The organism is Achromobacter sp. (genome assembly GCF_050285565.1).
In the GTDB taxonomy this organism is placed as follows: domain Bacteria; phylum Pseudomonadota; class Gammaproteobacteria; order Burkholderiales; family Burkholderiaceae_B; genus Achromobacter.
This window is the reverse complement of the sequence record NZ_JBLZXG010000006.1, coordinates 332880-345955: the sequence shown is the minus strand read 5'-3', so window position 1 is coordinate 345955 and position 13076 is coordinate 332880. Positions and strand designations below refer to the sequence as shown.

Here is a 13076-nt window from a genome sequence, read left to right as displayed (position 1 = left end):
ACATGCATTCGCTGGGCCGCCTCGTCCTGCTGGTCAACGATTACGACACCGCCATCGCCTTCTACCAGGACAAGCTGGGCATGGAGGTATTCGTCGACATGGCCGTGGGACCGCAGCGCTATGTGCACCTGCGGTTGCACGAGCAGCCGCAGGTGGGCGTGTGGCTGTTGCAGGCGCAGACCCAGGCCCAGCGCGACCGCGTCGGCGATCAGACCGGCGGCCAGCCGGTGGGCGTGTTCTACACCGACGACGTGGTGCGCGACCACGCCCGCTTCGCCGCGCGCGGGGTGCGCTTCACCAAGGAGCCGGTGGACGACAACACCGCCATCTACGCGCATTTCATCGACCTGTACGGCAACGAATTCGTGCTGGTGCAATTGAAGTAGCCTCATGACCGCCCGCTCCGCCTCCCGCGACTGGATCGTGCGTCACGCGCCGGGCGACCGGTTCGAGCGCATCGAAGCCTATTTCGGCGGCCGTGGCTACGGGCTGCATCGGCACGACACCTATGCCATCGGCTGCACGCTGGCGGGGGTGCAGAGCTTCCACTACCGCCGCGGCCTGCGTCACAGCCTGCCGGGCGGCGTCCTGGTGTTGCACCCCGACGAGCCGCATGACGGCCAGGCCGGCACCGACGCCGGTTTCCACTACCGCATGGCCTACGTGCAGCCGGCGCTGATCCAGCGCATCCTGGGGGGCCGTGCGCTGCCCTTCGTGCGCGACGGCATTTCCACCGATGCGCGGCTGCGCGCCGCCTGTGCCGCGCTGCTGCGCGACGCCGACGCCACGGCCGATCCATTGCGCGAAGACGATGCGCTCTATGACCTGACGCTGGCGCTGTGCGCCGCCGCGGGACAGGCGCCGGCCCGGATCCGCCCCGACTACGCCGCCGGCGAGCGCGCGCGCCAGTACATCCACGACACGCATGGCCTGGCGGTGTCACTGGCCGACCTGGAACGCGTTGCCGGGATCGACCGCTGGCGCCTGTCGCGCGATTTCCGCGCGTTGTACGGCACCAGCCCGTACCGCTATGCCCTGCTGCGCCGGCTCGACCTGGCGCGGCGCCTGATCGCCGCCGGCGAACCGCTGGCGCAGGCCGCGCTGGCCGCTGGCTTCACCGACCAGAGCCACCTGACACGCCGCCACGCCGAGGCGTTCGGCATGACACCCGCGCACTGGCGCGGCGCCCTCAGGCGTTGACGCGCGGCGTCGCGCACAAACGTACAAGACCCCGCGCGCGCCGGCTCCTAAGCTAGGGGTTTTCACTACCGCGCCAAGGAGGCCACCATGCCCGCCATCACCGCCATCAACCTGGCCCACAAGCTGTCGCTGATCCAGGAACCCTGGATGCCCAAGGTCATCGCCGAAATGAACGACTACCAGTTCAAGCTGGTCAAGCTGCATGGCGAGTTCGTCTGGCATGCCCATGCCGAGACCGACGAGACGTTCATCGTCCTGGCGGGCCGCCTGCGCATCGACCTGCGCGACGGCCACATCGACCTCGGGCCGGGGGAGATGGCCGTCATCCCCAAGGGCGTTGAACACAAACCCTGTGCAACGCAAGCAGTGCAGGCCATGCTGATCGAGCCGCGCGGCGTGCGCAACACCGGCGACCAGGGCGGCGATCGCAGCGCGCCCAACGACGTCTGGATCTGAGGGCCGCCCAGGGCCGTTCAGGGCCGTTCGCTTTCGATCACGCGCTTGTCGGCCCGGGAGGCGATGCGCGCCTCGACCCGCCGCAGCACCGCCAGCACGAACAACGCCAGCAACGTGCTGGCCAAGGCGGTGGCCTCGCGGCCCATGCCGGCGGCCACGCCGATGGCCGCCGTCATCCAGATGCTGGCCGAGGTCGTCAGGCCGCGGATCTCGCGTTCATCGCTGAGCTTGATGATGGCGCCCGCGCCCAGGAAACCGATGCCCGCGATGACGCCTTGCAGTACCCGGCTCAGGTCGCCGACCTGCATGCCGTTCTGCAGCGGCACCAGCACGAAGATGGCGGCGCCCAGCGCCACCAGCATGTGGGTGCGCAGGCCGGCGGCCTTGCCGCTGCGCTCGCGCTCGTAGCCGAGCAGGCCGCCCAGCAGCACCGCCATGCCCAGCCGCAGGACGATGCGGGTGGCTTCGCCGGCATCGGGAATGTCGGCGAATTCGCTGCGCAGCGTGCTCCAGATTTCCAGCCAGATATCCGCCATCGTGATTTCCCCCCGGGTGGTGGCGTCAGCATAGCAGGGGCGCGCTGGCGTGGCGCCGGCCATCTGGTTTACAACGTCAGGCAGGTCCGCACCCAGACGGACACCACCAGGAGCTTCGGATGGATTTACAGTTGCAGGGCAAGCGCGTCCTGATCACGGGCGCGTCCAAGGGTATCGGCCTGGCCTGCGCCATGGCCTTCGCGCGGGAGGGCGCCGAGCCGATCCTGGCGGCGCGCGACGCGGCGGCACTGCACAGCGCCGCCCAGGCGATCCAGGCGCGCAGCGGCCGCCAGGCGCGCACCCTGGCGGTCGACCTGGCGCAACCCGGCGCGGCGGCGCGGGTGGTGGAACAGGCCGGCGCGATCGACATCCTGGTCAACAACGCCGGCGCGGTGCCGGGCGGCGCCCTGGATCAGGTGCAGGAAGAACGCTGGCGCGCCGGCTGGGATCTGAAAGTGCATGGCTACATCGATCTGGCGCGCCACTACTATCCACGGATGCGCGCGGCGGGCGCCGGCGTCATCGCCAACATCATCGGCATGGCCGGCTCGGCGCCGCGCGCCGACTACATCTGCGGCGCCGCCGCCAACGCTTCGCTGATCGCCTTCACCCGCGCCCTGGGCGGCGACGGGCCGCGCCACGGCGTGCGCGTGTTCGGCGTGAACCCGTCCGCGCACCCGCACCGACCGCGTGCTGACCCTGGCCAGACAGCGCGCGCAGGCCCGCTGGGGCGACGCATCGCGCTGGCAGGAAACCCTGAGCGACCTGCCCTTCGGGCGCCTGATGGAGCCGGAAGAAGTGGCCGACATGGTGGTGTTCGGCGCGTCGGCGCGGGCCGGTTATCTCAGCGGCACGGTCATCGACCTGGACGGCGGCGAGCAATACGCCGGCCGTTGACGCGCCCGGCGCCTCAGCGCGCCGCGGCCCAGCCGGCCAGCAGGCCCGGCAAGTGCGCCATGTCGGTGAACACCTGCGCCACGCCCACGCCGCGCAGCGCGTCGGCGCTGCTATGGCCGTTGGCGTCCGGGCTGTAGCCGAACACCGTGGCGCCCGCCGCCACGCCGGCGGTTGCGCCGGTGACGGTGTCCTCGACCACCGCGCAACGGCGCGGATCCACGCCCAGCGCGTCGGCGGCGGCCAGGTAGACATCCGGATGCGGCTTGCTGCGCGGCATTTCGTGACCACTGAAGACCCGTTCGCCGAAACATTCGGCGATGCCGACCTTGGCCAATTGCAGCTCGACCTTGCGCCGGTCGGCGCCCGAGGCCACCGCGATGCGGCCCGCCAGCGTCTGGTGCAGGCTGCGCACCGCGTCCGGCGCGCCGGGAATCTCGCGCAGCTCGCGCTCGAGCGCGGCATTGCGGCGCTCGCGGAACTGCGCGAACCATTCCGGCGCCAGGGCCACGCCGGTGCGCGCCTCGATCAACGGCAGCTCGTCGCGCACCGCCTTGCCAGTGAAAATGCGCGTGGCCTCTTCGAAGCTGATGGCCCAGCCCAGTTCGTTGAGCATCTCGGTCAGGACGCGGGCGGTGATGGGCTCGGAATCGACCAGGACGCCGTCACAGTCGAACAGCACGGCGTCAAAGGGAAAATCAGTCATTGCGGCTACGGAAGGGGAGAATCGGGGAAGCCCTAGAGCATACTGCACCGCCGGCACCCACCCGCGCCCCGGCCGTGGCGCGGGCGCAAGCAGCGGAGTGTGCGCGGCCGCGCGCTTCGCTATGCTGTATCGCGGCCGGCCTCGCGCGCGTGCCGCGCCCTGCCCCACCCCGCAGCCTGACACCCCCCCATGACGCCAACGACCTCTCTTCCCAAGCCGCCACGGCCACCAGCCCGCGAAACCACCACCGCCGTCGCGGACGCCGCCGCCCTGTACGCACGCGCCGCCCGGCACCTGGCGGCGCTGGACGCCGACTGGGCCGGCCATGTCGCCGCCATCGGCCCCTGCCGCCACGCCTCGCGGCCGGCGCGCGACCCGTACGAGGCGCTGGTGCGCGCTATCGCCTACCAGCAACTGCACGCGCGCGCTGGCGACGCCATTCTCGGCCGCCTGCTGGCGCTGTATCCGGGGCAGGCCTTTCCCGCGCCGCGCGCGCTGCTGGACACCGATCCCGCGCTTCAGCGCGCCTGCGGCTTTTCGGCCGCCAAGCTGGCCACCATCCGCGGCATCGCGCAGGCCGCGCTGGATGGGAGGATCCCCACGCGCGACGAAGCGCTGGCGATGCGCGACGAAGACCTGATCGAACGTCTGGTGACGCTGCGCGGCGTGGGCCGCTGGACCGTGGAGATGCTGCTGATCTACACGCTGGAACGCATGGACATCCTGCCGGCGGACGACTTCGGTGTGCGCGAGGGCTACCGGCGCCTGAAGCGGCTGGACAAGGCGCCCTCGCCGGCGCGGATGCGCGCCATCGGCGAGGCCTTCCGCCCATACCGCACGATCGCGGCCTGGTATCTGTGGCGCATGCCCGCCGTCCCGGCCCTGGCGGCGCCATGAACGCGCCCCTGCCGCTGGACCGCTACGACTGGGCCCGCATTCTCGAACAGCTCGACACCGAGGGCTGGGCGCCGCTGCCCGCGTTGTTCAGCCCCGCCCAGGCCCGTGCGCTGGCGCGCGCCTTCGACGATCCGCGCACCGTGCCCACCGGCGCGGCTGACGGCACATGCCGGTCACTGCCCCCGCCGCTGCCTCACGGCTTGGACGCCCTGCAAGCCAGGCTGCACGCGCGGCTGGCGCCGCTGGCGCGGACGTGGGCGCGGCGGTTGGAGCGCGCCGCCCCCGCCGCCACGGCGGCGGCCCCGGCCTGCCTGAGCAGGCTGCGCCAGGACGACTGCCAGCCCCTGCGCCACGCCGCCGACGGCGCCGCGTTCCCGTTCGGCCTGATTGCCTTGCTGTCCGAGCCCGGCCACGACTTCAGCGGCGGCGAATTCGTCATGACCGAGCAGCGGCCGCGCCAGCAATCGCGCCCAATGGTTCTGCCGCTGGCACGGGGCGACGGCGCCGTGATCGCAGTGGCGCACCGGCCCGTGCAGGGGGCCAGCGGCGACTACCGCGCCACGCTGCGCCGTGCCATCAGCCGGGTGCGCGGCGGCGAGCGCATGGGCCTGTCGCTGCCGCTGGACGGCCCGCCCGCCCCGCCGTAGCCGGCACGCGCCGGCCGCCATCCTCAGAAGTCCATCGACGCCGACAGCATCAGCGTGCGCGGCACGCCTTGCGAAATGGTGCCGTAGGACGCCACGCCCGACCAATAGGCGCGGTTGAAAACGTTGACGACGTTGGCGCGCAAGGTCACGTCCTTGCCATCGATGCGCGTGACATAGCGCGCCCCCAGATCGAACGTGGTCCAGGACGGCACCGACTGCGTATTGGCCTGATTGACGTATTCCTTGCCGGTGTGGATCACGCCGCCGGTCAGGGTCAGCCCGGCAACCCAGGGGGTATCCCATTCCGCCGCCAGATTGGCGCTCCAGCGCGGCACGCCCACGGGCTGGTTGCCGCGCGTGGCCGGATTGCCGGTACGCGTCAACTCGGCATCCAGCAACGTCACGCCGCCCAGCAGGCGCAGGCCGCGCAACGGTTCGCCGGACAGGTTCAGTTCCAGGCCGCGGTTGCGCTGCTCGCTGTCCGCGGCATACACCGTGCCCGTCAACTGGCCGCTGGGCTTGGTGATCTCGAAGGCACTCAGGGTCAGCATGGCGCTGTCGAAATCGACCTTCACGCCCACCTCTTTCTGCTTGGACTTGTACGGTTTGAACACCTGTCCAGCGTTCGACGCGGTGGCCGGCGCCACGTCGCCCTTGCTCAGGCCTTCGATGTAATTGGCGTAGAACGAAACCTTGTCCCACGGCTTGAGCACCAGGCCCGCCAACGGCGTGACGGCGCTTTCGTCATAGCTGAGCGTGCGCGCGCCGGTGGCGGGATTGAAATTGCGCGACGCGATGCGCTGCTGGCGCGCCCCCAGCGTCAGCTGGACGCGCTCGTCCAGCACGCTCATGGTGTCGGCCAGCGCGAAGCCGGTCAGGTCCGAGGACGACACCTTGGGCACGCTGGCGGGCGCGGCGATGTCCTGGCGGGGCCGCGTCACCGGGTGATAGATGTTGGACGACAGCGGCGTGCCGTTCACGCTGGCCTGCGCGTTGCGGTCGCTGTACAGCGTGCCCATGAAGGAGATGGCGTGGCGCACCGGCCCGGTTTCCAGCCTGGCGCGCAGGCCGGCGTTGTAAGTGCTGCGGTCAACCTGGAACTTGAAATGATTGGGCGTCACCCGGGTGTCGCCCGCGGCGCTGACGATGGTGGGCGTCTGGTCGGACAGGCGGTTGATGCGGGTGTCGGAACCGCCCGCGTCGGCGAACACGGTCAGGTGCTCGCTGACGTCGTATTCCACCCGCAGCAGCGCGGATTGGCCCGACGATTTCCACCAGCCCCACGGTTGGGTCGCGTTGCGCCGGCCGTCCGGCGCGCCGGGGGTACGCAGCCCGGCCGCCACCAGGAACGGCCGGGTGGGCGCGTCGATCTTTTCTTCCTGGGTCAACAGATCCAGCGAGGCCCGCAGCTTCTCGCCCTGGTAGTCCAGCGACAACGCGCCGATGTCGGTGCGCGAATGCAGGTTGTCCAGCGGCGTGTCGCCCTGGCGATGCAGACCATTGACGCGCACGCCCCAGGCGCCATCGTCGCCAAAACGCCGGCTCAGGTCGACGCGGCCGCCGAACTGCGAGGCGCCGGCATAGTCGGCCGACACGCGCGTCAGGTCCTGCGCCAAGGCGCGCTTGGGCACCATGTTGATGACACCGCCCACGCCGCTGTTGGGCGACATGCCATACAGCAGCGCGGCGGGGCCTTTGAGCACCTCGACGCGTTCGATGTAGTCGGTGAATACGTGGTAGTTGGGCGCCACGCCGTAGACGCCATCGAAGGCGATCTCGCCCAGGTTGCCTTCGCCTATCGGAAAACCACGGATGTAGAAGGAATCGGTCACCCCGCCGATCTGGCCGGTGAAGCGCACCGACGAGTCGACGTTGAGCGCGTCCGCCAGCGTTACCGCCTGGCGGTTGGCCAGCAGGTCGGCGGTGTAGTTGGCGACGCTGAAGGGTGTGTCCATCACGTCGCGGTTGCCCAGCAGACCGAGCCGGCCGCCACGCGCGACCTGGCCGCCGGCGTAGCCGGGCGGCAGCGCCGACGGCGACACGCCCGCGCCGTCAACGACGATGCGCGGCAAAGTGGTGGCCTCGCCCGGCGGCGGCAGCCTGCGCAATGAATACGCCCCATCGCCCTGCTCGGCGAGCGCATAACCCGACCCCGCCAGCAACCGCGCAAAACCATCGCGCACGGTATAGACGCCGTTCAGGCCGTCGCTGTGGCGCCCGGCCAGCAGCGCCGGGTCGAATGACAGCGGCACGCCGGAGGCGGCGGCGAACTGCGCCAGCACATCGCCTAGCGCACCCGCCGCGATCGCGTAGGATTTACCTGACGCGACGCGCGCGCTATCGGCGGCCAGCGAGGCCGGCGGCGCGGCCGCCAGCAGCAGGGCCAGACCGAGCCCGAGCGCGGTGGCCCGCGCCGGCGCGCGGGAGCGTCGCGCGCGGCGGGAGGACGGAAGACGGGAATGACGGTCGGGCATGGAACGATCCTTCCTGGGCGGTTCTCGCGGCAGGGCCGCGACGGTTCACCCGGTACACCGGACGAAGGCGCAAAAAGTGTCAGCACCGGCGCCGCTAATTTGTAACGGCGGTCTCGCTACCTGGCTGGCGCGCCACCACGGTGACCCAGTAAGGCGTGACGCGCTGGATCCGCACCGGCAAGGTCTTTTCGAGCAGACGCAGGCTGGCATCGGTGTCGGCCAGCGGGAACGCGCCCGACACCCGCAATCCGGCCACCTCCGGGTCGCACCGCAGAAAGCCGCGCCGGTAGCGCGCCAGTTCCGCCAACAGATCGGCCAGCCGCCAGTCGCGCGCGGCCAGCATGCCGTGCTCCCAGGACACCAGCGCGGCATCGGCGGCCTGCCCGGGATCGATGCCGTCCGCGTTGAAGCGCGCCTGCTGCCCCGCGTGCAGCCGCCGCCGCGCGTCCGCGCTGGTGAGGATTTCCACCGCGTCCTCGAACACCGCGACCTGGATGGCGCGGCCCGCGTCGCGCACCATGAAGCGCGTGCCCAGTGCCCGCACGGTGCCGAACGCGGTCCGCACCAGGAACGGCCGCGCCTGCGGCTCCGGGTCCGTGCCGGTGGCCAGCAGGATCTCGCCGGCGCGCAACCAGACCAGGCGTTGCCGCGCGCTGTAGAGGATGTCCACCGCCGTGGCCGTGTTCAACCACAGGCGGGTGCCATCGGCCAGGAGCACCTGCCGCTGTTCGCCGATGGCGGTGCGCACGTCGGCGCGCCATTCGCGCCAGGGCAGTTCGCGCCAGGCCAGCCAGGCCGCCGGGCCCGCCACCAGCAGGCCGGCCACGGCGCGCACGACCTGGCGGCGCGCGGGCCGCTCCAGTTGCCGCAAGGCGCGCGCGCCCAGCGCCGGCGGCACCTGGCCGAAACCGCGCAGCATGGCTTCGACGCGGCGCCAGGCCGCCGCATGGGCCGCGCTGCGGCCGCGCCAGCGCTCGAACGCCGCCAGGTCCGAGGGCGACAGCGTTTCGGATTGGAAGCGCACCAGCCAGCCGGCGGCCTCTTCGAGCAGCGCGGGATCCGGCGCGGCGCTCATGCGGGATCGGCCTGGTAGGTGATGAGGCAGGCCGTCAGCGCCCGCTGCATGTGACGCTTGACGGTGGCCAGGGACACACATTGCGCGCGGGCGATGTCGGCGTACGCCATGCCATCGAACTGCGATGACAGGAAGATCTCGCGTGTCCTGGCCGGCAGCGTGCGCAGGCTGGCATCGATGGCGTAGAGCGTTTCCAGGATCAGCGCGCGCGTCTCCGGCGAAGGCGCCTCGCGCGCCGGCAGTTGCGCCGCCGCGGCTTGATAGGCGTCCTCCAACGCGCGGCGGCGCCAGTGGTCCACCACCAGGCCCTTGGCGATGTGCGTGAGCAGCGCGCGCGGCTCGTCGCCGCCTGATGGCCGCACTCGCGCGGCCATCAGGCGCACGAACGTGTCGTGGGCCAGGTCGGCCGCGTCGAAGGAATTGCCGAGTTTCTTGCGCAGCCAGCCCGACAGCCAGCCATGGTGCTCGCGGTAGATCCGCGTGACGGAGTCGGTGGGCAGGGATTCGGTCGAAGACACGGGCGCGCTCGCGAACAATCTAAATGGGAATTGTTACTATTTTATCCCATTGCCCGGCGCCGGCCCGTCCCGCGCACACGCCGCTTAGAACGTCGCCTTCAGGTTCAGGAACAGGTTGCGCGGCTCGCCGTAATACACCTGGTTGGCCACGCCCCCCAGGTAGTACTTCTTGTCGAACAGGTTGTTCACGTTCAACTGCGCCGACAGGCGCGCGCTGAAATCGTAGCGCGCCATCAGGTTGAACACGGCATAGGCCTTCTGCTTGGCGATGACGCTGCCTTCGCTCAGTTCCACCTTGCTATAGGTGCTGATCTGCCAGTTGGCGCCGCCGCCCAGCGTCAGCTTGCTCCACGCGCCCGGCAGGCGATAGGTCGTGAACAGGGTGGCCGAGGCGCGCGGGCGCTCGGTGTTGACCGACACGCCGTGCGCATCGCGGCTGGTGTAGTAGGTGCCGCCCAGCGTGGTGTTCCATCCCGGCGCCAACTGGCCGGTCAATTCCATCTCGATGCCGCGCGTGGTGACGCCATCGGCCGTCTTGTAGGCGCCATCGGTCGACCCCGCCACCACCTGGCCCGGATCGGGAACGGCGGCCTTGGTTTCCTTGACCTTGAACAGTGCCAGCGAGGCATTGAGCCGGCCGTCCAGGTACTCGCCCTTGACGCCGATTTCGTAGTTCTGCCCTTCGACCGGATCCAGGTAGTTGCCGTTGCGGTCGCGGTAGTCCTGCGGCTGGAAAATATCGGTGTAGCTGGCATAGGCCGAATAGGTGCGGTTCAAATCGACCACCAGGCCGGCATACGGCAACAGGCGCGAGTCGCGCTGGTCACGGGTGGGGGAACGCGACTTCCAGGCCGCGTGGCGGGCGCCGGTGATGAACGTCACATCGTCGGTCAACGACCAGCGCGCGGCCGCATACACGCCGCGCTGGTGCGTGACGGTATCGCGCAGCGTCGACGCGCCCCAGGCGGGCTCGGGATAGGAACCGTCCCAGTCGTAAAACGAGCCCGTGGCCGGCATCGACGCGGGCCGGGCGTAGCTGTAGAAGTCCTCGCTATAGCGGCTGCGCGAGGCGCCCAGCACCAGTTCGTGGCGCCGGCCCAGCAACTGGAACGGGCCCTTGACCTGCAGATCCAGCGCCGTCTGCTGCGCGTAGGAATTCCAGTAGCCGGGCAGCGCGCGCAGCCCGGTTCCGGTTTCCCGGTCGGGTTGGCCATACAGGTACAGCAGCTTGGCGTCGTACTTGCTCTTGCGCAATGACCAGTCGACCTTCGCCTCCCAGTCATTGTCGAACCGATGCGAGAGCGAAGCGAACGTCGTGCGCTGTGTGGTGTGCCAGTAGGTCCAGGGCGCCGCGGTGGTTTTGGAACGCCGCCAATCGGTGGCCGTGCCGTCACTGAACACCACCGGCAGGCTGCCCCAGGTGGTGCCGCGCGGCCGCTTGTCCTGCGAGTCCAGGCCAACGCTGAGCGTGGTCGATGGCGTCAGATCGGCGTCGATCACCCCGTAGAACACTTTCTTGTCGGCGTGGTAAAGATCGATGTACGAGTTCTTTTCCTGGTACAGCGCCACCATGCGCGCGCGCACGGTGCCCGCCGGGTTCAACGGTGTGCTCAGGTCGAGCGAACTGCGCAACAGGTTCCATGACCCGGCGCCGACGTTGATAGTGCCCGTGAATGCGCGGCTGTTGGCGTGCTTGCGCACCAGATTGATCGCGGCCGACGGGTTGCCCGCGCCGGTCATCAATCCGGTCGCGCCGCGCACCACCTCGATGCGGTCGTAGATGATGGAATCGTTGTCGGACTCGCCATACATGGACAGGCCGATCGTGGTCGGCACGCCGTCGTACTGCAGGCTGTCGATATAAAAGCCACGCGACCAGAAATCGGTGCGGTCGCTGTCCTCGGAAACCACCTGCACCCCGACCACGTTGCCCAGCACCTCGTCCAGCGAACGCAGGTTCTGGTCGTCGATGCGCTGGCGCGTCACCACGGTCACCGACTGCGGCGTTTCGCGCAGCGACAACATCAGCCCGGTGGCCGCCGCCGTCGCTGGCGTCGTGTAGGATCCCGTGCCCTCGGTCACGGCCGGGTCGCCCGCGCCCTGCACCGTGAGCGGCGCCAGGCTGGCCACCGCGCTCTCGCGCGTCAGGACGATGCTGTCGCCCTGCCAGCGGTAACCCACGCCGGATCCCTGCAACAGGCGCGCCAGCGATTGGTCGGGACTGGCGTTCATGCGCAGGCCCGGCGTGCGCAGGCCGACCACCAGATCAGGGGCGTAGAACACGCGCTGGCGCGTCTGCGCGGCCCACTGCAGCAGGGCCTCGCCGAGCGGCATGGCGGCGATGTCCACCGCCACCGCGGGCGCCTGGGAGCGGGCCGCGCCGCAGACACCCGTGGTCATGGCCAGCGACAACATCAGGCAGGAAAGGACGATACGGGACGTGGCGCGCGCGCGGCGCCTGGAGGAAGCATTCACGATCAGCAACGATTTCGGTTCTGGGGCAAGAAGAAGGTCTCCTTGCGGAGACAGGGCGCGGCGCGCCTTCTCTCCTGGAACGATGCCGACGCGAAAAAACCTGAATGGCGGGGACGATTATTTTGTAACAGCCGGCGGTGCCAGCCTGCCGCCACGGCAGGCCCTCAGCGCGCGGTGACGTCGATGGTGCCGTCGGCCGACGGCACCAGCTTCACCGGCGCCACCGCCGGCAGCGCCTCCAGCAGGGCTTGCGGCCGATCCAGGCTGAACGAGGCCGACACCCGCAGGCGGCCCGTCTTGCTGTCGGCCAGCCGCAAGGGCGTGGCCAGATAGCGGTTCATCTCGCTCACCACTTCGGCCAGCGGGGCATTCTTGAACACCACCCTGCCCGTCTGCCAGGCCAGCGCGGTATCGACGTCGGCGGGCGCCGGGACGCCGATGGCGCCGCTGCCCGGCACGCGGATGCCATGGCCGTCGCGCAACACCGCCAGGCCCAGGTTCCACCAATGGCCGCCGGTCACCTCCACCGTGCCGGAACGCACCAGCACGGTCACAACGTCCTCGTCGCGGCGCACGTCGAACACGGTGCCGGTCACGCGCACCTCGCCGCTGCCGGCGCGCACGATGAACGGCCGCTCAGATGCCGCACTGACACTGAACAGGATCTCGCCGCCCTGCAATTCGACCTCGCGCCGGCCGGCATAGAACTTGACCTCGGCCAATGTGCTGCCGTTGATCTCCAGCACCGAGCCATCGGGCAGGGTGACCTGCTTGCGCTCGCCGCGATCGGCGCCCACCATGGTGGTGAACGTTGGCGCCTCGCCGGGCAGGTTGCGCCAGGCGACCAGCACCAGCAGCGCCAGCGCCGCGCAGGCGCATGCGAGGCGCAGCGGCGCCGCAATGCGGCGCCGCGCCGGACGGGCCGGCAGCGCGCCGCCCAGCAGCTCGCGCACCCGATCACGCGGCAACCGCGCGGCCGCCTGGCCCAGCCGCTGCATGCGGTCGAACTCGCGCGCCGCGTCCGGCTGTTCGCGGCGCCAGCGCGCGAAGGCGCGCCGCTCGCGCCGCGTCATGTCGCCCGAATGCCAGCGGGCAAACCACCAGGCGGCAGTGGCGGGCTGGCGCGGTTCGTCGGCATCGCGGGAAAAGGACTCTGTCATCGTCGGCTGTCGCCCGCGCCATGGCGCGAAACGGGTGT

General features: G+C 70.3%; 12 protein-coding genes and 1 pseudogene. 6 read left to right on the top strand and 7 right to left on the bottom strand.

The genetic code is table 11. The annotated features are described in order from the left end of the window. Positions 1-2: 2 nt before the first annotated feature. From ACN6O8_RS15045 to ACN6O8_RS15035, 3 genes are all read left to right on the top strand, one after another. Positions 3-386, top strand: coding sequence for a VOC family protein (locus ACN6O8_RS15045; protein ID WP_427991825.1), 384 nt, complete (start codon positions 3-5; stop codon positions 384-386). Positions 387-390: 4 nt separating this feature from the next. After that, the gene (locus tag ACN6O8_RS15040; RefSeq protein ID WP_427991824.1) at positions 391-1200 is read left to right on the top strand and encodes an AraC family transcriptional regulator; all 810 of its coding nucleotides are present in this window, start codon (positions 391-393) and stop codon (positions 1198-1200) included. 87 nt (positions 1201-1287) lie between these two features. Beyond that, the gene (locus ACN6O8_RS15035; RefSeq protein WP_427991823.1) at positions 1288-1656 is read left to right on the top strand and encodes a cupin domain-containing protein; all 369 of its coding nucleotides are present in this window, start codon (positions 1288-1290) and stop codon (positions 1654-1656) included. Between the two features lie 17 nt (positions 1657-1673). On the opposite strand, the gene ACN6O8_RS15030 is transcribed toward ACN6O8_RS15035, so the two are convergent. Beyond that, the gene (locus tag ACN6O8_RS15030) at positions 1674-2192 is read right to left on the bottom strand and encodes an MgtC/SapB family protein (RefSeq protein ID WP_427991822.1); all 519 of its coding nucleotides are present in this window, start codon (positions 2190-2192) and stop codon (positions 1674-1676) included. A 119-nt stretch (positions 2193-2311) separates the two neighbouring features. On the opposite strand from ACN6O8_RS15030, the pseudogene ACN6O8_RS15025 reads away from it, so the two are divergent. Then, a pseudogene (locus tag ACN6O8_RS15025) lies at positions 2312-3089 on the top strand (SDR family oxidoreductase). A 13-nt stretch (positions 3090-3102) separates the two neighbouring features. On the opposite strand, the gene ACN6O8_RS15020 reads toward ACN6O8_RS15025, so the two are convergent. Next, positions 3103-3792, bottom strand: coding sequence for an HAD family hydrolase (locus ACN6O8_RS15020; protein WP_427991821.1), 690 nt, complete (start codon positions 3790-3792; stop codon positions 3103-3105). Between the two features lie 189 nt (positions 3793-3981). On the opposite strand from ACN6O8_RS15020, the gene ACN6O8_RS15015 reads away from it, so the two are divergent. Together ACN6O8_RS15015 and ACN6O8_RS15010 are read left to right on the top strand one after the other, a co-directional pair. Further along, positions 3982-4689: a DNA-3-methyladenine glycosylase family protein gene (locus ACN6O8_RS15015; protein WP_427991820.1), complete on the top strand. Its 708-nt coding sequence runs from the start codon at positions 3982-3984 to the stop codon at positions 4687-4689. Then, positions 4686-5336 carry a 2OG-Fe(II) oxygenase gene (locus ACN6O8_RS15010; protein WP_427991819.1) on the top strand — a complete coding sequence of 217 codons (651 nt, stop codon included), beginning with the start codon at positions 4686-4688 and terminating at the stop codon, positions 5334-5336. Before ACN6O8_RS15015 ends, ACN6O8_RS15010 begins: the two co-directional genes overlap by 4 nt. Before the next feature lie 23 nt (positions 5337-5359). Here ACN6O8_RS15010 and ACN6O8_RS15005 read toward each other — a convergent pair whose 3' ends face one another. From ACN6O8_RS15005 to ACN6O8_RS14985, 5 genes are all read right to left on the bottom strand, one after another. Beyond that, positions 5360-7810 carry a TonB-dependent siderophore receptor gene (locus ACN6O8_RS15005; protein WP_427991818.1) on the bottom strand — a complete coding sequence of 817 codons (2451 nt, stop codon included), beginning with the start codon at positions 7808-7810 and terminating at the stop codon, positions 5360-5362. A 94-nt stretch (positions 7811-7904) separates the two neighbouring features. Continuing rightward, positions 7905-8885 carry a FecR domain-containing protein gene (locus tag ACN6O8_RS15000; RefSeq protein WP_427991817.1) on the bottom strand — a complete coding sequence of 327 codons (981 nt, stop codon included), beginning with the start codon at positions 8883-8885 and terminating at the stop codon, positions 7905-7907. Beyond that, positions 8882-9403, bottom strand: coding sequence for a sigma-70 family RNA polymerase sigma factor (locus ACN6O8_RS14995; protein ID WP_427991816.1), 522 nt, complete (start codon positions 9401-9403; stop codon positions 8882-8884). Before ACN6O8_RS14995 ends, ACN6O8_RS15000 begins: the two co-directional genes overlap by 4 nt. 84 nt (positions 9404-9487) lie before the next feature. Next, positions 9488-11878 carry a ferric-rhodotorulic acid/ferric-coprogen receptor FhuE gene (gene fhuE, locus ACN6O8_RS14990; protein ID WP_427991815.1) on the bottom strand — a complete coding sequence of 797 codons (2391 nt, stop codon included), beginning with the start codon at positions 11876-11878 and terminating at the stop codon, positions 9488-9490. Positions 11879-12042: 164 nt separating this feature from the next. After that, the gene (locus tag ACN6O8_RS14985) at positions 12043-13038 is read right to left on the bottom strand and encodes a FecR family protein (protein ID WP_427991814.1); all 996 of its coding nucleotides are present in this window, start codon (positions 13036-13038) and stop codon (positions 12043-12045) included. Positions 13039-13076 lie beyond the last annotated feature (38 nt).

Coding starts and splice junctions, on each gene's coding strand:
- ACN6O8_RS15035 (WP_427991823.1), top strand. CDS start 1,288: ATGCCCGCCATCACCGCCATCAACCTGGCCCACAAGCTGTCGCTGATC.
- ACN6O8_RS15010 (WP_427991819.1), top strand. CDS start 4,686: ATGAACGCGCCCCTGCCGCTGGACCGCTACGACTGGGCCCGCATTCTC.
- ACN6O8_RS15020 (WP_427991821.1), bottom strand. CDS start 3,792: ATGACTGATTTTCCCTTTGACGCCGTGCTGTTCGACTGTGACGGCGTC.
- ACN6O8_RS15045 (WP_427991825.1), top strand. CDS start 3: ATGCATTCGCTGGGCCGCCTCGTCCTGCTGGTCAACGATTACGACACC.
- ACN6O8_RS15015 (WP_427991820.1), top strand. CDS start 3,982: ATGACGCCAACGACCTCTCTTCCCAAGCCGCCACGGCCACCAGCCCGC.
- ACN6O8_RS14985 (WP_427991814.1), bottom strand. CDS start 13,038: ATGACAGAGTCCTTTTCCCGCGATGCCGACGAACCGCGCCAGCCCGCC.
- ACN6O8_RS15040 (WP_427991824.1), top strand. CDS start 391: ATGACCGCCCGCTCCGCCTCCCGCGACTGGATCGTGCGTCACGCGCCG.
- ACN6O8_RS15000 (WP_427991817.1), bottom strand. CDS start 8,885: ATGAGCGCCGCGCCGGATCCCGCGCTGCTCGAAGAGGCCGCCGGCTGG.
- ACN6O8_RS15005 (WP_427991818.1), bottom strand. CDS start 7,810: ATGCCCGACCGTCATTCCCGTCTTCCGTCCTCCCGCCGCGCGCGACGC.
- ACN6O8_RS15030 (WP_427991822.1), bottom strand. CDS start 2,192: ATGGCGGATATCTGGCTGGAAATCTGGAGCACGCTGCGCAGCGAATTC.